The sequence below is a fragment of the Aquimarina spongiae genome (assembly GCF_900141785.1).
Classification (GTDB): domain Bacteria; phylum Bacteroidota; class Bacteroidia; order Flavobacteriales; family Flavobacteriaceae; genus Aquimarina; species Aquimarina spongiae.
On sequence record NZ_FQYP01000003.1, the window covers coordinates 506025 to 523971 of the forward strand.

The window sequence follows — 17947 nt, forward strand, 5'->3', positions numbered from 1 at the left end:
ATTCATATACTTTCATGTAAAAAACAAAAAATTAGCCATTATAAAAATATTTTGTTCTGGATTCGGCACTCTTCTATTTCTATGATTTGGTGGTCATCCATTAAAATTGTTAATTCGTGAAGATTTTACCAAATTTTAAAACCATGAAAAAACTAAGTTTATTTATTCTATTCATTTGTACAATCGCTGCGGTTTCCTGTGGGAACGACGACGATGGCACCGAGGTAAGTGGTACTGGTCTCATAGGGACTTGGCAATGGGTATCTGCCTCAGAAAACGGAGTTGCCGAAACTCTTGACGAGTGTGATTTGCAAGAAACTATAGAATTTAGAGAAGGTGGAATCGTAGTTAGTCGATTCTTTAATTCTGTTTCTACAAACAATCAAATCACTTGCACCGGTCCTGAAACAGAAGAATTCGGATGGTCTTTGGCGGGAGATCAACTAACCTTGTCTTTTACAGCAGGGGCAATAACAGAAACTGAAACTGCCACCGTTACTACATTAAACGAAACTACATTAACTATCGAGTATAGAGATGAAGACAATGGCGAAGTACTGGTTTACATAGAAACGTACAGAAGAATTTAAACATCTTCTTTCCACATAATAAAAAAGGCTGCATTAATGCGGCCTTTTTTAGTCCTAATGCTTTCATTTGATTTCAATCCTATCAAAAAAACACCATCCACATGGTAATAAATTCAGTTTTGACACACATACCTGTATAAACTAAATTATTTTATCTATTATGAAAAAACTACATCTATCCTTATGTCTACTAATGATTGTTTCTCTATTTTCTTGTGGAAGTGATGATAATGACACCCCAGAAACTATCGAAATTTCAGAAGCAAACCTCATTGGCACCTGGAAACTTACAGGGTTTTCAGAAAATGGCGTGCCAGTAGAACTAGATGCATGTGATCTATTGTACACCATGCAACTTTCAAAAACTCAAAACGGAGAAAATATAGCTGTATATGTTGAAGGGTATTTAGACCAAGGAGAATGCAAGACTTCAACCAGTGTAGATTATGTTTGGGAATTAGTATCAGGCAATCTTAATACCGAAACAGCCGATATGGGTACAGATCAAGATACCGAAAAAATTATTGAATTAACCGCTACTTCCTTAAAATTAGAATATACCGATATTGAAGATACAGAAACCATTGTATATGTAGACACCTACACAAGACAATAACAATCTATTTTAAACAAAAAAGCCACCCGTTGACAAGGTGGCTTTTTTTATATTTTCAAACCTTTTATCTTTTGAAACTTCAACAAAGCATTCCCATCGGTAAGGCTTGCTACAAAATTACTGATGCTGATCAATCGTGTATACACCTCTTCATTTTGATAGTCAAAATTATGACCTTCGGCTCTTAAAATCAGCTTATCGTAATTGGAAGCTTCTCCAGCATTATATCGATCTGCGGCTACGCAATATTGATCAAGCAATGTAGCTAAGATCTCATATCCCGCGATCTCTTTTTCGGTGACTTCCTGACTTTGATAAATCTTATCTATACTAATCTTAATGATGTCGTTAATTTGAGCATCATATTTACTCTTATCTATTAATGCAGTATCAAAAGTACCCGATAAGATTTTCTCTTCGTTATCTATAAAAATACTTGCTGCCTCTTGTATCAATGTATTGATGGCCAAAGATCTTAAATACCCCAATCGATCTGCAGTAGTTGTAAGTTGGTTATACTTTGTTGTGTTAATGGTCTCTTTTACCAATTTGATCAGGTACTCTAAGGCATATTCTTCTTGTATGAGTCCCAAATTAATCCCATCCTCAAAGTCAATAATAGTATAACAAATATCATCGGCAGCTTCTACCAAATAGGTTAATGGATGCCTGCTATAGGTAGTTTCCCCTTTGATGTTTTGTTTCAGTAAGCCTACTTCTTCAGCTACTTCATCAAAGAAGATCTTCTCATTTTGAAAAAAACCATATTTCTTATGTGCAATATGAGATGTTGGCTTTTTGGGTAACGATGCTTTAGGGTATTTCATAAAAGCTCCTAAGGTGGCATAGGACAAGCGCAACCCGCCTTCGATGCCTTCGCGGGATTCGGTTAGAATCTTAAACCCATTTGCATTACCTTCAAAATCAATCAAATCCTGATATTGTTTTGGAGTAAGCTGTTCTTTGTATTGTTTCCCTCTTCCTGTTTTAAAATACTCGCCTATTGCTTTTTCTCCGGAGTGTCCAAAAGGAGGGTTCCCTATATCATGTGCCAAAGCAGCTGCTGCTACAATAGCTCCAAAATCATTAAACTGATACCCATGTATCGTCGATAGATGCGGATGTTTTTCTAGAATCTTTTTTCCTACTACTCTGCCCAAAGATCTACCTACTACCGAGACCTCTAAACTATGTGTTAACCGGGTATGCACAAAGCTAGTTTTAGAGAGTGGTATGACCTGCGTTTTATCCTGTAAACTTCTAAAGGCCGACGAGAAGATGATACGATCATAATCTACTTCGAATCCTAATCGGGTTTCATCTTGTTCTTTGCGTAGTCTTTTATTTTTATCTCCATATCGTTTTAGGGATAGGAGTTGTTCCCAATTCATCATATTTTTAAAAGAAAATTCGAATATACAAAAAAGGGAAGCACCCTTTAATACTTCCCTTTTTTCTCTATATAAATCTAGGTCGTCTTAAGACCCACACATTAAACAATCGTCTCCTTCGCCTTCTTTGGCCTGAGCTATTAGTGCTCTTAGCTCCTCTGGAGATAGCGAAGTTCCCTCTGGTGTTACAGGATCTTGTGCTGGTTGCTCCTTAGCTGCTTGTGCTTCCATTACTTGTGCAGCGGCTACGGCTACTTTTTCGGCTTGTGGTTCTTCTTTCTTATCATTTTTAAGTGTAAACTTAATCGCATCTACCGCAGACTTCGTTCTCAGGTAATACATTCCTGTTTTCAAGCCGCTTTTCCAGGCATAGAAATGCATTGAAGTTAGTTTTGCCATTGTAGCTCCTTCCATGAACAAGTTCAATGACTGAGACTGATCGATAAAGTATCCTCTATGACGAGACATATCGATAATGTCTTTCATACTCATTTCCCAAACGGTCTTATACAATTCTTTAAGATCCTGCGGAATAATATCGATATTCTGAACAGATCCATTAGCTCGCATAATGGCATCTTTTAAATTATCATTCCATAACCCAAGCTTCACTAAATCTTCTAGTAAGTGCTTGTTTACCACGATAAACTCTCCAGACAATACACGTCTTGTATAAATATTACTTGTGTATGGTTCAAATGCCTCATTATTCCCAAGGATTTGAGATGTAGATGCTGTTGGCATTGGCGCTACTAATAAGGAGTTACGCACTCCATTTTTAAGCACTTGCTTACGCAACTTTGCCCAATCCCAACGACCACTTAATTCTTCATCTTTAATTCCCCATAGGTTGTACTGGAATTCTCCTTTAGAGATTGGAGACCCTTCATAACTCTGGTATGGGCCATCTGCTTTAGCCTCTTCCATAGATGCTGTTACTGCAGCAAAGTACAAGGTTTCAAAAATCTCCTGATTCAATTTTTTAGCCTCATCACTAGTAAATGGTAAACGCAACTGGATAAAAGTATCTGCTAATCCTTGCACTCCTAACCCTACAGGACGGTGGCGCATGTTAGAATTCTCTGCTTCCTTAACTGGATAGTAATTGCGGTCGATTACTCTATTCAAGTTTTTGGTAACTCGTTTTGTAATTCTAAACAGCTCTTTATGATCAAACTTTCCGTTCTTAACAAACATTGGCAATGCGATAGAAGCCAGGTTACATACCGCTACTTCATCTTCGCTTGTGTACTCCAAAATCTCAGTACATAAATTAGAAGAACGAATAGTTCCTAAGTTTTGCTGATTTGATTTACGGTTCGCAGCATCCTTATACAACATATAAGGTGTACCTGTTTCTATTTGAGATTCCAAGATCTTCTCCCACAACTCTCTTGCCTTAATCGTTCTTCTACCTTTTCCTTCTTTCTCATAACGAGTATAAGCTTCCTCAAACTCGTCGCTATGAATATCAAATAACCCAGGGCACTCGTTAGGACACATCAATGTCCATTCTGCATCATCCTGCACTCTCTTCATAAACAGATCCGGAACCCACATCGCATAGAATAAATCACGAGCACGCATTTCTTCTTTACCATGGTTCTTTTTCAAGTCTAAGAAATCAAAAATATCTGCATGCCATGGCTCTACATAAATTGCAAACGACCCTTTTCTCTTTCCTCCTCCTTGGTCTACGTAACGAGCAGTGTCATTATATACTCGTAACATGGGCACAATTCCATTCGAAGTACCGTTAGTTCCTGCAATATAAGATCCTGTAGCACGTATATTATGAATAGACAATCCTATCCCTCCTGCTGACTGTGAAATTTTTGCAGTTTGTTTTAATGTATCATAAATACCATCGATGCTATCGTCTTTCATTGTTAATAGAAAACAAGAAGACATCTGTGGTTTTGGTGTTCCCGAATTGAATAACGTTGGCGTAGCATGTGTAAAGTACTTTTTCGACATCAACTCATAGGTCTCGATAGCTGCATCCAAATCATTTAAATGGATACCGATAGAAACCCTCATCAACATATGCTGTGGACGCTCCGCAATTTTACCGTTGATCTTTAACAAATACGAACGCTCTAATGTTTTAAAACCAAAATAATCATATCCAAAATCACGATTGTAAATAATCGTAGAATCTAATTTTTCTTTGTTCGCCATGATCACTTCGTATACTTCGTCAGAGATCAAAGGCGCTTTCTTTTCTGTTCTTGGGTTGACATACTCATAAAGATCAGTCACCACTTCAGAAAATGTTTTCTTAGTGTTTTTATGTAAGTTAGAGACAGAGATACGTGCGGCAAGTTTCGCATAATCAGGGTGTGTTATTGTCATCGTCGCTGCTATTTCGGCAGCAAGATTATCTAACTCACTAGTTGTTACTCCATCATATAATCCTTCTATCACCCTCATCGCCACCTTCACGGGGTCAACTAGTTGATTTAGTCCATAACATAATTTTCTTACCCTTGCGGTAATCTTGTCGAACATAATTGGTTCTTTGCGCCCATCTCTTTTTACTACATACATACTGTCTTTTGGTTTTTAAAACTTTCTTCTTTGCGAAGAAATTGATGTTAATTTGTGTTACTTATATTCCTAATTCGAAAATCAAAAAATATTGCCCTCCTTAATGATCAACATTAAGGCGTGAGATCTGGTGAACTCCATTCATATTGAACAGAATTTATCTGATACTATATTCTAAATTGACTGACTTTCGTCCCTTTTCTTGTGTTAGTTCTTGTTATCGAACTTTATCAAACTGAGCTAATCGATTTAAACAGAAGAAACGTTTTTGACTAGCTCAGAATGAATATATCTTAATTCTGATCGATTTTTAATGATTAAAAATCAGCGTCAAAACTTATTTTATTGTTCTCATCATCTTTGTTAAGCACTCCCGCTTTTTGGTATTCTGAAACTCGCTTTTCAAAGAAGTTTGTTTTCCCTTGTAATGAAATCATATCCATAAAATCGAATGGATTTGAAGTTCCATATTCTTTTTCACAACCTAGTTCTACTAATAATCTATCCGTAACAAATTCAAGATACTGCGTCATTAACTTCGCATTCATCCCAATTAAACTTACCGGAAGTGATTCTGTAATAAACTCTCTTTCGATATTCAATGCATCGATAAGAATTTGTCTAATTCTCTCTTTAGGCACCTTATTCACCAAGTGCTTGTTATGCAAATGAACTGCAAAATCACAATGCACACCTTCGTCTCTTGAGATCAACTCATTAGAAAAAGTAAGCCCTGGCATTAGCCCTCTTTTCTTTAACCAGAAAATAGAACAAAATGCTCCAGAGAAGAAAATTCCTTCTACTGCTGCAAAAGCAATTAAACGCTCTGCAAACGAATCAGACTCGATCCATTGTAACGCCCAATCTGCCTTCTTCTTGATTGCAGGGAAATTTTCTATCGCCTTAAAAAGTACATCCTTTTCTTTTTCGTCCTTAACATAAGTATCTATAAGTAAAGAATAGGTTTCAGAATGGATGTTTTCCATCATGATTTGAAATCCGTAAAAGAATTTAGCTTCACTATATTGAACTTCGTTTACAAAATTCTCTGCCAAATTCTCATTTACAATTCCGTCTGAAGCTGCAAAAAAGGCCAAAATATGCTTAATAAAATAACGCTCATCATCGGTAAGCTTTGTACCCCAATCTGTAATATCCTGGTGCAAATCTATTTCTTCAGCAGTCCAAAAACTAGCTTCAGATTTCTTATACCATTCCCAAATATCATGATGTTGAATTGGAAAAATTACAAATCGGTCTTTATTTTCTTGCAAAATTGGTTCTACAGCGCTCATCTTAATTTTTTTAACTTTTCTTGACGATTTTTTGTTTCTAAAGGGTCTTACAAAGATCAAAAAATAGGGAAGATGTTCTACTAAAAGTTAATAAACGTTTTCAACAAAGTTTTCAACACGAGCCAGATTACCCCTTCTCGTTAAACAAAACCAAAAATAAAATTAAACAACTGTATATCAAGTCATTGCAAGACTTTGAAAAAGATATCAACAGCCCTGTTAGCAACCTCGGGAAGTCCCTATTTCACACTTATTCACACCGTTTTTACCTACAAAAACTCTGGTCCACCAAATCATCGATTTACGGGATAACCGTAACCCAATTCTAAGTGAAATTTTAACAAAAAAAGTTGAAAATAATTTGAAATCGTAGTGAATTTTGGGTCTCGGAATTACTTTTTCAACCCTTCGGCAACTTTTTCTAATTCCATATACCAATCCTCTCCAAATTTTCTGATCAGCGCCTCTTTTACGAACTTGTAGACGGGCACTTTTAGCTCTTTCCCTAACGCACACGCATCATCGCATATTTCCCATTTATGATAATTCACCGCTGCAAACTCTGTGTACTCCTGCACCCTTACTGGATACAGATGGCATGAGATAGGTTTTTTCCAATCCACCTTACCTTCATTATAAGCTTGTTCGATGGCGCAAGAAGCGGTCCCACGATCATCAAAAACAACATAGGCACATTCTGCACCATTAACCAAAGGCGTTTCAAGGTCATTATTAACCGTTTTAATATATACTCCTTGACTTTCAACAGCCGCTATACCTTCTTTACGTAAATAAGGTTTGATTACCGGATACACTTCTTTCAGCCTCTTAATTTCAGATTCTTCCAAAGGCGCTCCTGCCTCACCCGCTACACAACATATCCCTTTACAAGCAGAAAGATTACAAACAAAATCTTTCTCCACAATATCCTCTGAAACTATAGTTTTTCCTAACTGAAACATGGCGCTAAGATACTTTTAATAGCTTATAATTTTACAAATTATTCACCTTTTTATAATACCTTTATTAAATTAAGACTGTTTACATTTGCACAAATTTTGAAACCATTAACTTATGAACTTTGATTTAAAAGAAATTTTGACAGCCAGCATGATCTTATTTGCGGTCATTGATATCATAGGAAGCATCCCTATCATTATAGACTTACGCAAAAAGGTAGGTCATATTCAAAGTGAAAAAGCTTCTATCGTAGCAGGCTTACTTATGATTGTTTTTTTATTTATAGGAAAAGAAATCCTTAATCTGATCGGGATTGATGTGAATTCTTTTGCGGTTGCCGGATCCTTTATCTTATTCTTTATTGCTTTAGAAATGATTTTGGGCGTGCAATTGTATAAAGATGACGCCCCTGAGACTGCTGCAGTGGTTCCTTTGGCTTTTCCGCTAATTGCCGGAGCCGGTACAATGACCTCTATTTTATCGCTAAGAGCAGAGTATCAACCTATCAATATTGTAATTGCTATTGTCATTAATATTATCTTTGTCTATGTCGTACTTAAATCTTCTGGAAGAATCGAAAAGGTTCTGGGGAAACAGGGGATTAATGTGGTTCGAAAGATTTTTGGAGTCATATTATTAGCTATTGCAGTTAAGCTATTTGCTACTAATATTAAAGGGTTGTTTTAACCATTCGTTTTATCTTATTAAATACATTAAATTTTGAAGTATTTTATATATTCACTAATTACAATTGCTACAGGATTACTCATTTTCAACATCTTTCATTTAGATTTCAATGATTTGTTTGAAGAAGAAAGCAAAACTGCACTCGTCGGGATATTTGCATCGGCATGTGTTATCATTTTAATGCTTATTTTACTGATCTCCAAAAAGATTCAGGAAAAGAACAAGTAACTTGAGGACTTCTATCTTTTAGAACAAGAAAAAGCAAGCGATAATAACAGGAGGTATCGAGATTACCATGAGAATCATAAAAAAATTATGCAACTTCCTACACAACAGTGCTCTTTTTAATGATTTTTTGAGCTGAGCATCGTTTGAACTTTTCATATGCTCCCGAATTACATCGGCAGAAACGTAAGAGGTATCCACTAATATATCATGTTTCAAAAAAATGGATGCACTGTTATCCAACAGTCGGAAAGCTACCGCTATGATAAAGAAAAAAAGTGGAGAACACACCGCAATGGCAACAAGATATTCTTTTAATTCTGACATAAAAATGAATTAGTCGTTTTCAGAAAGTGATAACACCTTTTTAATCATAGCGTCATCTTCATTAATAATTTTCTCAAAGGCGTTGGTCCCAAACAATTGTTGCGCCATGGTTGCCTTCAAATATTTTTTTAACTGATCCTGATAATTTTGCAATTCTATTTCTACTCCTATTCTACGAGAAAACAGCATAAAGCCTTCAGCAAACTCGTCATCTATTTCAACTTCTTCACTAAACTGTTCTTCTGAAAGTTCATTATAAAAAATTCTTTTCTTATCCAATTCTTCAAATACATAACGTCCCATTCGACCAGAACGCAATAAATAGTTTAACGTCTCTCCAACTCTGGTAGTATCCTTACTTACAAATATATCCGGGATAATTCCACCACCGCCATATACTACCTTACCGCCTGGAGTTTTAAATTTCAGAGAATCTGCAACTTTAATACTATCTGCACTAATCATCTCTCCATTCTTATATCTGGTAAGGTATTCGTTAAAATATTCTTTATTCCCATTTCCATATGGCTTTTGGATAGACCTCCCTGTTGGTGTATAATATCTGGAAATGGTAAGCCGAACGGCACTTCCATCTCCCAAGGCCATTTCTCGCTGCACCAAACCTTTTCCATAAGAGCGTCTTCCAACAATGACGCCTCGATCGTTATCCTGTATGGCTCCAGCAAAAATTTCGCTGGCAGAAGCCGAGTTTTCATTAATCAATACATATATTTTCCCTTTTTCAAAATCTCCTTTCTGTGTCGCATAATTATTTTCGATAGCACCCTTTTTATTCTTCGTAAACATAATCAGCACATCATCTTCCAAAAATTCGTCAGCCATTCTAAGTGCCGGAGCGATAAAACCACCTCCATTATCTCTCAAATCAACGACCAGTGATTCTACATTTTTATCTTTTAAATGGTCCAATTCTGTTTTGAATTCCTTGTAGGTAGTTTCTGCAAATCTATTGACCTTAATGTATCCCATATTATCGGATAACATATAAGCTGCATCAACACTTTTCAAAGGCACTCTTCCTCTTTTCACCAAAACATCAAACACCCCAGTGCCTTTGCGAAATACTTTGAGTTGTACCTGACTATTAATTTCACCTTTTAATTTATCCGCTAGCCGCTCTCTTAACAAACTTTCTCCGTACAAAGTGTCATTATCTGCCATAAGAATTCGATCGCCAGCTTTGATCCCGGATTGTTCACTAGGTCCTCCTTTAATGGTATTGATGACAGAAATGGTATCTCTAAATGGATAATAGGTAACTCCTATCCCAATAAAATCACCTTGCATACTTTCTGTAATTCCTTCCAATTCTTCTGGAGGTATATACACTGAATGGGGATCTAAATTTTCAAGAATTCTGTTTACAGTAACATCGACAATACTATCGGTATTGATTTCATCTACATATTCATAGTCGATGTAATCAATCAACCGATTGAGTTTTTCTTTTTTTGCGTTAGAAGCAAATAATTTGGTAGAAGGGTTGCTACTGAAATCCAGTTTGCTACCTAAAAACACCCCCACTCCCACAGCTACTCCTAAAAACAAGGGCAAGTATTTTTTTGAATATCCCATTAATCTTCTAAATCCGTAATCTGTTCTATTTCTACTCCGGCTTTGGCAAGAAAAGCAAGCCCGGAATCATCTTTATATGCTACATGATACACCACTCGTTCAATTCCAGCTTGATGAATCAATTTACTACACTCTCTACATGGTGATAATGTAATGTACAAGGTTGCTCCTTTACAAGACTGCGTAGAAGAGGCAACTTTCAGAATTGCATTAGCCTCTGCATGCAGTACATACCACTTTGTATATCCTTCTTCATCTTCGCATGGATTTTCAAAACCTGTTGGAGTCCCATTAAATCCATCGGAGATTATCATTCTATCTTTTACAATAACCGCACCAACTTTCTTTCTTTCGCAATGCGATAATTTCCCCCATTCTCTAGCAATTCGTAAGTAGGCTTTATCATACTTCAGTTGTTTTTCCTTAGACATAGGGTAGATCGACTTGTATTAGCTTAACATTCAAAATACGAATATATTATTACCATGTGGCAAATACAACCCAAAACATTACTTAATTACCAAATTTTATTTTCGACAAGCATAGGGATGACCATTCCTATCACTACTGAAGATGCAATCAAAATCCATTCGCGTTTTGAAAATCGGAGTAATGATACGAAGACGAAACTTACGATCAGCACAAAAAATACAATAACAACTTGTGCCGCTTCTACTCCTAAAGCAAATTCGATAAGTGGTAAAATTTTTGAACTTGTATTACTGCTAATTGCTTTAAAATAAGTTGAAAAACCAAATCCGTGTATGAGCCCAAAAAACAACGTAGCACCATACAAAATGAATACTTTATCATTTTTGGAACCCGATTTTGAAGTGAAAACATTATACAAAGCCGTAAGTAGAATCGTAACCGGAATTAAAAATTCTATAAGTCTTGAATTTACGGAAACCACATTGTAGGCCGCCAAAAAAAGAGAAATCGTATGCCCTACCGTAAATAAGGTAACTAGCAATAATATTCTTTTCCAATTATCAAAGGTATACCCAACAATCAGAACGATTAGAAAAAGTATATGATCATAGGCTGTCCAATCCAGCACATGACTAAAGCCAAGCTTTATATAAAGCCAAAATTCTGACATATTTATGGTTTTTGAGGTTTCGCTAATGTACAATTTAAAAGGAGAATCCTAAAATTTGCTATTAAATCTTATTCAAAAGTTCATCAAACCATCAAATCTGTAATGTTAAGCTCATCTTAAAAAGATTAGCAAAGTTATTGTTGCTCAATTAGCTACATAAAACTGCGGGGTTTTAACCACGTACACTCTTCAAAAGCCTTATAAAAGCAAGGAATCAAAAAAAATTACACTTTTGAGGGTAACATTTGTATTAGAAATGCAACCTTTAATAAACGAAAAAGTATATTTTTGTCAGCTGTCTCCTCCTAAATTTATTAAAACACTAGTTATGAACGCCAAGATATACAAGCTTAAAGCTTTTAATCTTCAGGAAATGTTATTGGTATTGGCCATTATTGGGATCTTATTACTCATCGCATTACCTAACTTTTTGCCATTGATTGCGCAAACCAAGGCTCAAGAGGCAAAAATACAGTTAAGTACAATCAGTAACATGCAAACGCAATATCGGTATTTGAACTCCAAATATTCTTTGGATTTTTCTGAAATCAATTATGAAGCTCCAACCACTGTACAAAATGGTGGTACTGCCAATTATAGTTACGAAATTATCGAAGCTTCCGTTTCAAATTTTAAAGCTAGGGCTACTGCGGTAGTTGACTTTGATGGAGACGGCACTTTCAACGTTTGGGAAATTGATGAAAAAGGGAGTCCAAAACAGATTGTAAAAGATTAATATGCTAATTTTGAAGGGACTTATTTTGCTTAGCCTTGGAGCTATCATCTATCAGGATATCAAAAGTCGTGAGGTCTATTGGTTTTTGTTGCCCATTCTGATGCTCTTGTTTGGATATCAGCATTATCAAAATGTTATATCTATTCACTTTATCAATGCGGTTCTGATAAATACTGCTATTATCACATTGGTACTTTCTGTATTGTACATCTATACTTTTTTAAAAATCAAAAAGTCCTTTTTTAAAGAAGTTTTTGGTCCAGCAGATGCCCTATTCTTTTTTGCATTGGCTGTTGCTTTCCCAACCGTTACTTTTGTGATCATCTTTGTGTTTTCCTTGTTGTTTTCATTGATTACATGGATCGTCCTGAAACACAAAAGCAATTACAATACGATTCCCCTGGCCGGATATATGTCCTGTTTTGTATTATTCATTTTTGCCGCCAATTGGCTTACAAAATCGATTAATTTATTCCTGATATAATGAGTGTAGATCGTTTTGACATACCCGTACATTTAAAACAATTGATCACTTCAAATCAGGCGTTTCATTATAGAATTGTACCTGTTCAAAAAGAAGAAAACACCATTCATTTTAAAACCGACAACCAACAAAATGGAAGCCTGGAAAAAGAACTCTCTATCATCCTTAACAAACGTATTGTTTTAATAGAAGAGACTTCTGAAAATTTACAATCTTATCTAACTCTTAACTATAGAAAAACCAGTACCTCGCAAGAACAACTGCATTACGAGGATAACTTTTTACAAAAGCTAATCGCTACAGCAAAAGATTTTGGAAGTAGTGATATCCATATGGAGCCCTACGAGAAGTTTTGTAGAGTACGTTTTAGATTAGATGGAAAACTTAAAGAAATGTATACGATCACCAAAAAGGAATTTCCTCAATTGGTGAATCAAATCAAGATCCAGTCCGGTTTGGATATCTCTCAGAAAAGGCTCGCTCAAGACGGACGTATTACGTTCAAAAACGGGAATGAAGAATTTGATATCAGGGTATCTACAATGCCTACTTTGTACGGAGAGAAAATTGTGCTGCGATTGCTGAATCGAAATACACAGCAAGTACAACTCAACGATCTTGGCTTTACTGAACAAGAACTTGAAATATATAGAGAAGCAGTAAAAAAACCACAAGGAATCATTTTAATATCTGGACCTACAGGTTCTGGTAAAACAACCACTTTGTATGCTACACTAAAAGAGCTAAACAAAGAAGTATCCAACATCCTTACCATAGAAGATCCTATCGAATATACGCTCGAGGGTATCAATCAGGTTCAATTGCGAGAAGATATTGAATTTGATTTCCCAGCTGCCTTACGCGCCTTTTTACGACAGGATCCAGACGTAATTATGGTAGGTGAGATTCGAGATGATAAAACAGCAGCAATGGCTATAAAAGCGGCACTAACTGGTCACTTGGTACTCTCTACTATACACACGAATTCGGCTTGGGCTACCATCTCAAGGTTAATCGACATGAATGTGCCTTCTTTTTTATTGGCAAGTACCTTAACCATGAGTATTGCTCAAAGACTGGTGCGTAAACTATGTCCTCATTGTAAACAAGAAAAACATGCTGAGGCCAAAGATTTTCCAATTGGATTTGAAATTCCCGAAGCATTGAACACACATTATGTCCCTGTTGGTTGCAATCATTGCTATCAGACGGGCTACTTGGGTAGAAAAGCAATTTATGAGATATTACCAATAACCAAAGAACTAGAAACAACAATACGGCACAACGAATTACAAATAGATGATTATATCGCCGAAAACAATATAAAAACATTAAAAAGCAACGCCATACGCCTGGTACTTGAAGGTCATACTTCTGTAGAAGAAGTGTATGCCATTCTGGCTACGAATTAAAAGTAATGACCTTGGAAAACAACGAATAGAAAATGAAAAAAAATATACTTATCATCGGTTTTATTTTGTGTTTAGGAGCACTGTCTTTTGCGCAGCAACCTCCTGCAAATACAACTAATGAACAAAACCGAATTGCTACCATAGAGAACAAACTAAAACTTTTTGCTGTAGATGTTCCAGCTTTATCTGACCCGGTGAACATTAATATCTCTAATACGAATCTCCTTAATTTTTTAAGAGCGGTTTCTCAAGTAAACAAAATAAATATCAGCGTTTCTGAAGAACTAAGTAGCATTAACATCATTAATGGATTTAATAATGTAAGTGTACAGGAACTACTGATCTTTTTGACAAAGGAATATCAATTAGACATTGATTTTACTGGAAATATTCTTTCTATCCGAAAATACACTCCTCCGGTTCAAGCTCCTGTAGAAAAAGAAATTATTGCCAATTATGATGTAAGTAGAGAAACTTTATCTACAGATTTTAATAATGATCCGCTCCCAAAAGTATTTAGAAAAATAACCGAGATTTCTGGCAAGAATCTTTTGTATTCTCCCGATTTAAACGGAAAAAACCTAACACTTTTCATTACCGATGTCCCTATTGATCTAGCATTAAGAAAGCTTGCAGAGGCCAATAATTTAGAATTCAATAAGACACGCGATGGTTTTTATGAATTCGAATCTATTCTGGGTGCTAATGATCCTAATGGGGCTTCCCGACCAAGAAGAAATCGAAATAATTTTTATTATACCGTAGTTGATTCTATCAACAGAGTTATTTCTGTCGATTTAAAAAACACACCTATTGCCGATGTGGTTTATAATATTACCGAAGATCTCAACCTAAATGTGTTCACCGCATCACCACTAGAGAATGCTGGTAATGTAACGGTAAAAGCTGAAGCCATAAGTTTTGATGATTTATTGACGAAGATTTTTGAAAGTAATAACAACGAAACGACTACTAATACTACTAACAACAATTCTCAAAATTACAATAACAATCAAGGTAATAACCCACAAGGGTTTCAAAATAACCCACAACCAAGTTCTTCAAATTTTACGTTTAAGAAAGAAGGAAACGTATACTATTTTGGTACCGAAAACCAACTTACGGTAAAGAAGATTGAATTGGTACAAATGATGCATCGATCTATCGCAATGCTTGGCGATGCTAATCCTTCGACCTCGTACGGAAACAGTTTTGGTGGTGGCGGTAATTTTGTAACCGGAGGGACCAATTTTTTTGGTAACAATCAAAACAACGGATTTAATCAAAACAATTTAAATTCCCGAAACAGACTTAATAATACTGCAAGAAATACTTCTAGCGGATCTTCACAAAGTAGTGAAGCCGGCTCAATTTCATCAATTTTTCCAGCAAGTATTACGCAAGGTTTAGACATCAAAATTGACACCGAACTCAACAGTTTTGTAGTAAGCGGATCAGGGACCAGGGTTGAAAAATTCAAAAACTTTATAAAATATATTGACAAGCCTGTTCCGTTAATTCTAATCGAAGTAATGATCCTAGAGGTCAATCGAAGTGCAACGGTAGAAACCGGAGTCGAATTTGGACTGGGCGAAGAGCCTGTAAATGATCAGGGAGTAGCTTTCCCAAGTGCTAATATCACTTTGGGTGCTCAAACCATTAATAGAATCATCGGAGGTTTTGATGGTTTTGGTTCCCTAAACCTTGGGAATGTAGTTCCTAATTTTTACCTGGATATCAAGGCTATGGAGACCAACGGAAATGTCAAGATACTGTCTACACCAAAGTTGAGTACACTTAATGGACACAAGGCCTATCTGTCTAGTGGTCAAACCACGTATTATGCGGTTACCAGCCAGAATATTTTTGGTTCTCAAAACCCACAAACTTCTGAGATAGTAAATTACCAGCCTATTGATGCCGAATTGGCTCTAGAATTTAAGCCTTTCGTATCTGGAGACGGGCAAATTACTTTAGATATTCAAGTGATCCAGTCCAATTTTAGTGGAGAACGAATTGCCGAAGATGCTCCGCCAGATATTAACAGCCGTAGATTCTCTTCAATTATGCGTATGCAGGCAAATGATGTTGCTATTCTTGGAGGTATCGAGCAAAAAGTAAAAAATGATTCGGGTTCTGGAGTACCTCTACTCTCAAGAATACCAGTGATCAAATGGCTTTTTAGTAAAAGAGTACGGGAAGATTCAAAAAGAAGGTTAAACGTAATTATTAAGCCTACGGTATTTTATTAATGATACAACAAGTATTATCATATAACCCAACTGGAAAAACCTTTTTGGCTCTCGAGCATTCGGGTCAGAATGGCTCATCTCCTATTCAAGGCATACTCGTGTTGTTAAAGAAAGGAGAGCTAGATATTGTCAAGAGTTTTTCTGCACAACAGGTTTCAGGCATACCGGATCTACAAAAAAGTTTGCATAAAGTTAGTTTGGCGATAACTGACGATAATGTACTGGTCAAAGAAGTAAACAACATCAATTCTGATGGTGAGGTTTTATCTGATGCTTTTCCTAATTTAAACCTGGAGGACTTTTATTATCAGGTACTAAAAACCCAGAATAAATCCTTTGTTGCCGTATGCAGAAAACAATATGTTGATGAGTTGATCGACAATTATCAAAAAGAAGGGATCACCGTTACGGATGTTTCTTTGGGAAATCTAAAAGCAGCTTCAATAGTTACTTATATCCGAAATGATGAGTTGATCACCAATAGCGGTGTCATTCAACTTCAAAATGGAGAGATTGTTACCATTTTGCCAAAAAACGACGCTTTAGAGTTACTATATAGTATTGATGGACTTTCAGTAAACAGTGCACATTTACTCTCATTGTCCTTGATTATTGATGCACTATCACCACAAGCTGTGATTACAGGCAATATTGAAGAGAAAAATGCGCATTTACAAAAGCAGTACCAGGAAGTCTCTTTTTTCAAAAAAGCATTACAATATGGAGTAGGCTTTTTGTTGATTACTCTGCTTATCAATTTCTTTGTTTTTAATTCGAAATATAAAAAATGGCAAGGGTTACAAGAAGAAATCCAGGTATACACCAACCAAAATGAAAGCATCAAAAAGCAGCAATCTGTAGTGCTTACCAAAGAAGCGATTGTAAATAGCATATTAACCACAGGGTTTTCTAAAAGTTCATTTTACATGGATCAAATCGTACAATCACTGCCCACTTCGGTATTACTAAAATCGTTTACGTATCAGCCTATTTCCAAAACAATACGTGCCGATAAACCAATATCTATAAAAGAACATACAGTTTCTGTAACAGGAACCTCGATCGACAAAGCCAATTTTACAGTTTGGTTAAATACCATTGAACACTTGGATTTCGTGAATACCGTAACCATAATAAATTATGGAACGAGTACAAATAATACTTCAAGTTTTGAAATAACCATTGACTTAGCAGATGACACAACGAAATAAAAATATTCTTTTAGTCTCGGGCTTGATAGTGATGCTGTTTTTTGCATATCGCTTTGGGTTTTCCAAAACTTTTGCAATAAGTAGCGAAGTTGATAAGCTTGAAACTCAAAAACAAGCCTATCAGTCGGCTCCAGCACAATTGGCGGCATTATCTAATAAAGAAAAACAACTGGATGCAATTCTAGAACAAAATAATGTAGAAGGAAGCTCATTACAAAATAACATTCTAAAGACATTAAATACGCTATCCAACGAATCCGGCTTTACCATTATCGCATTTGAAGAGCCTCATATTTTTACTGATGACGAAAGCAAAAAAACAACGACCACCTACAATTTTACACTGCAAGGAGATTACAAGGCGCTAATTAATGTCATCTATGCTTTGGAACAGAAATATAGTTTTGGAAATGTTGTTCAAATGCAGTTTGAAAAGAAGAAGAATTTCAGAACACGAAGCACCTATTTACAATGTAATATTTTATTACAACGATTAAATTAAAAGAAGAGTTA

Annotated in this window: 18 protein-coding genes; 10 read left to right on the plus strand and 8 right to left on the minus strand. The window is 35.9% G+C overall.

Features of this window, described 5'->3' with window-relative positions; translation table 11 throughout:
- Positions 1–143 precede the first annotated feature (143 nt).
- Positions 144–590 (plus strand): lipocalin-like domain-containing protein, encoded by a 447-nt coding sequence (locus tag BUE24_RS09540; protein ID WP_073315767.1) that lies wholly within the window; start codon positions 144–146, stop codon positions 588–590.
- A 160-nt stretch (positions 591–750) separates the two neighbouring features.
- Positions 751–1206, plus strand: coding sequence for a lipocalin-like domain-containing protein (locus tag BUE24_RS09545; protein ID WP_084549468.1), 456 nt, complete (start codon positions 751–753; stop codon positions 1204–1206).
- 47 nt (positions 1207–1253) lie between these two features.
- Here the strand turns inward: BUE24_RS09545 and BUE24_RS09550 are convergent, their stop codons facing one another.
- The 4 genes from BUE24_RS09550 to BUE24_RS09565 form a co-directional block, all read right to left on the minus strand.
- Positions 1254–2597, minus strand: coding sequence for a deoxyguanosinetriphosphate triphosphohydrolase (locus BUE24_RS09550; protein WP_073315834.1), 1344 nt, complete (start codon positions 2595–2597; stop codon positions 1254–1256).
- 87 nt (positions 2598–2684) lie between these two features.
- Complete coding sequence (locus BUE24_RS09555; protein ID WP_073315769.1) at positions 2685–5147, minus strand: ribonucleoside-diphosphate reductase subunit alpha; 2463 nt, start codon at positions 5145–5147, stop codon at positions 2685–2687.
- A 317-nt stretch (positions 5148–5464) separates the two neighbouring features.
- Positions 5465–6442, minus strand: coding sequence for a ribonucleotide-diphosphate reductase subunit beta (locus BUE24_RS09560; protein WP_073315770.1), 978 nt, complete (start codon positions 6440–6442; stop codon positions 5465–5467).
- A 392-nt stretch (positions 6443–6834) separates the two neighbouring features.
- Positions 6835–7404 (minus strand): DUF3109 family protein, encoded by a 570-nt coding sequence (locus BUE24_RS09565; protein WP_073315771.1) that lies wholly within the window; start codon positions 7402–7404, stop codon positions 6835–6837.
- 112 nt (positions 7405–7516) lie between these two features.
- On the opposite strand from BUE24_RS09565, the gene BUE24_RS09570 reads away from it, so the two are divergent.
- Both BUE24_RS09570 and BUE24_RS09575 read left to right on the plus strand, forming a co-directional pair.
- Entirely contained in the window at positions 7517–8089 is a 573-nt protein-coding gene (locus tag BUE24_RS09570) for a MarC family protein (protein ID WP_073315772.1), read from the plus strand.
- A 33-nt stretch (positions 8090–8122) separates the two neighbouring features.
- Positions 8123–8317, plus strand: coding sequence for a hypothetical protein (locus BUE24_RS09575; RefSeq protein ID WP_073315773.1), 195 nt, complete (start codon positions 8123–8125; stop codon positions 8315–8317).
- 18 nt (positions 8318–8335) lie between these two features.
- Here BUE24_RS09575 and BUE24_RS09580 read toward each other — a convergent pair whose 3' ends face one another.
- The 4 genes from BUE24_RS09580 to BUE24_RS09595 all read right to left on the minus strand — a co-directional run bounded on the left by BUE24_RS09580 (position 8336) and on the right by BUE24_RS09595 (position 11339).
- Positions 8336–8641 carry a hypothetical protein gene (locus BUE24_RS09580; protein ID WP_073315774.1) on the minus strand — a complete coding sequence of 102 codons (306 nt, stop codon included), beginning with the start codon at positions 8639–8641 and terminating at the stop codon, positions 8336–8338.
- A gap of 9 nt (positions 8642–8650) precedes the next feature.
- On the minus strand, positions 8651–10237 hold the full coding sequence (locus BUE24_RS09585; RefSeq protein WP_073315775.1) for a S41 family peptidase: 1587 nt from the start codon (positions 10235–10237) through the stop codon (positions 8651–8653).
- Positions 10237–10668 (minus strand): deoxycytidylate deaminase, encoded by a 432-nt coding sequence (locus BUE24_RS09590; RefSeq protein WP_073315776.1) that lies wholly within the window; start codon positions 10666–10668, stop codon positions 10237–10239. The genes BUE24_RS09585 and BUE24_RS09590 overlap by 1 nt, the downstream gene beginning before the upstream one ends.
- A gap of 86 nt (positions 10669–10754) precedes the next feature.
- The gene (locus BUE24_RS09595) at positions 10755–11339 is read right to left on the minus strand and encodes a HupE/UreJ family protein (protein WP_073315777.1); all 585 of its coding nucleotides are present in this window, start codon (positions 11337–11339) and stop codon (positions 10755–10757) included.
- A 328-nt stretch (positions 11340–11667) separates the two neighbouring features.
- Between BUE24_RS09595 and BUE24_RS09600 the strand changes: the two genes are divergently transcribed.
- Genes BUE24_RS09600 through BUE24_RS09625 form a run of 6 tightly spaced genes read left to right on the plus strand, consistent with a single transcriptional unit; the run spans position 11668 to position 17936 of the window.
- On the plus strand, positions 11668–12075 hold the full coding sequence (locus tag BUE24_RS09600) for a prepilin-type N-terminal cleavage/methylation domain-containing protein (RefSeq protein WP_073315835.1): 408 nt from the start codon (positions 11668–11670) through the stop codon (positions 12073–12075).
- A 1-nt stretch (position 12076) separates the two neighbouring features.
- Entirely contained in the window at positions 12077–12559 is a 483-nt protein-coding gene (locus BUE24_RS09605; RefSeq protein ID WP_073315778.1) for a hypothetical protein, read from the plus strand.
- The gene (locus BUE24_RS09610) at positions 12559–13971 is read left to right on the plus strand and encodes a GspE/PulE family protein (RefSeq protein WP_073315779.1); all 1413 of its coding nucleotides are present in this window, start codon (positions 12559–12561) and stop codon (positions 13969–13971) included. Before BUE24_RS09605 ends, BUE24_RS09610 begins: the two co-directional genes overlap by 1 nt.
- A 32-nt stretch (positions 13972–14003) precedes the next feature.
- Complete coding sequence (locus BUE24_RS09615; RefSeq protein WP_073315780.1) at positions 14004–16223, plus strand: type II secretion system protein GspD; 2220 nt, start codon at positions 14004–14006, stop codon at positions 16221–16223.
- Positions 16223–17434, plus strand: a complete 1212-nt coding sequence (locus tag BUE24_RS09620) for a hypothetical protein (RefSeq protein WP_073315781.1) — start codon at positions 16223–16225, stop codon at positions 17432–17434. Before BUE24_RS09615 ends, BUE24_RS09620 begins: the two co-directional genes overlap by 1 nt.
- Positions 17418–17936, plus strand: a complete 519-nt coding sequence (locus tag BUE24_RS09625) for a hypothetical protein (protein ID WP_139241956.1) — start codon at positions 17418–17420, stop codon at positions 17934–17936. Before BUE24_RS09620 ends, BUE24_RS09625 begins: the two co-directional genes overlap by 17 nt.
- The last annotated feature ends 11 nt before the right edge of the window (positions 17937–17947 follow it).

Coding starts and splice junctions, on each gene's coding strand:
- BUE24_RS09605 (WP_073315778.1), top strand. CDS start 12,077: ATGCTAATTTTGAAGGGACTTATTTTGCTTAGCCTTGGAGCTATCATC.
- BUE24_RS09595 (WP_073315777.1), bottom strand. CDS start 11,339: ATGTCAGAATTTTGGCTTTATATAAAGCTTGGCTTTAGTCATGTGCTG.
- BUE24_RS09600 (WP_073315835.1), top strand. CDS start 11,668: ATGAACGCCAAGATATACAAGCTTAAAGCTTTTAATCTTCAGGAAATG.
- BUE24_RS09625 (WP_139241956.1), top strand. CDS start 17,418: ATGACACAACGAAATAAAAATATTCTTTTAGTCTCGGGCTTGATAGTG.
- BUE24_RS09555 (WP_073315769.1), bottom strand. CDS start 5,147: ATGTATGTAGTAAAAAGAGATGGGCGCAAAGAACCAATTATGTTCGAC.
- BUE24_RS09540 (WP_073315767.1), top strand. CDS start 144: ATGAAAAAACTAAGTTTATTTATTCTATTCATTTGTACAATCGCTGCG.
- BUE24_RS09610 (WP_073315779.1), top strand. CDS start 12,559: ATGAGTGTAGATCGTTTTGACATACCCGTACATTTAAAACAATTGATC.
- BUE24_RS09545 (WP_084549468.1), top strand. CDS start 751: ATGAAAAAACTACATCTATCCTTATGTCTACTAATGATTGTTTCTCTA.
- BUE24_RS09615 (WP_073315780.1), top strand. CDS start 14,004: ATGAAAAAAAATATACTTATCATCGGTTTTATTTTGTGTTTAGGAGCA.
- BUE24_RS09570 (WP_073315772.1), top strand. CDS start 7,517: ATGAACTTTGATTTAAAAGAAATTTTGACAGCCAGCATGATCTTATTT.
- BUE24_RS09585 (WP_073315775.1), bottom strand. CDS start 10,237: ATGGGATATTCAAAAAAATACTTGCCCTTGTTTTTAGGAGTAGCTGTG.
- BUE24_RS09620 (WP_073315781.1), top strand. CDS start 16,223: ATGATACAACAAGTATTATCATATAACCCAACTGGAAAAACCTTTTTG.
- BUE24_RS09565 (WP_073315771.1), bottom strand. CDS start 7,404: ATGTTTCAGTTAGGAAAAACTATAGTTTCAGAGGATATTGTGGAGAAA.
- BUE24_RS09560 (WP_073315770.1), bottom strand. CDS start 6,442: ATGAGCGCTGTAGAACCAATTTTGCAAGAAAATAAAGACCGATTTGTA.
- BUE24_RS09590 (WP_073315776.1), bottom strand. CDS start 10,668: ATGTCTAAGGAAAAACAACTGAAGTATGATAAAGCCTACTTACGAATT.
- BUE24_RS09580 (WP_073315774.1), bottom strand. CDS start 8,641: ATGTCAGAATTAAAAGAATATCTTGTTGCCATTGCGGTGTGTTCTCCA.
- BUE24_RS09550 (WP_073315834.1), bottom strand. CDS start 2,597: ATGAATTGGGAACAACTCCTATCCCTAAAACGATATGGAGATAAAAAT.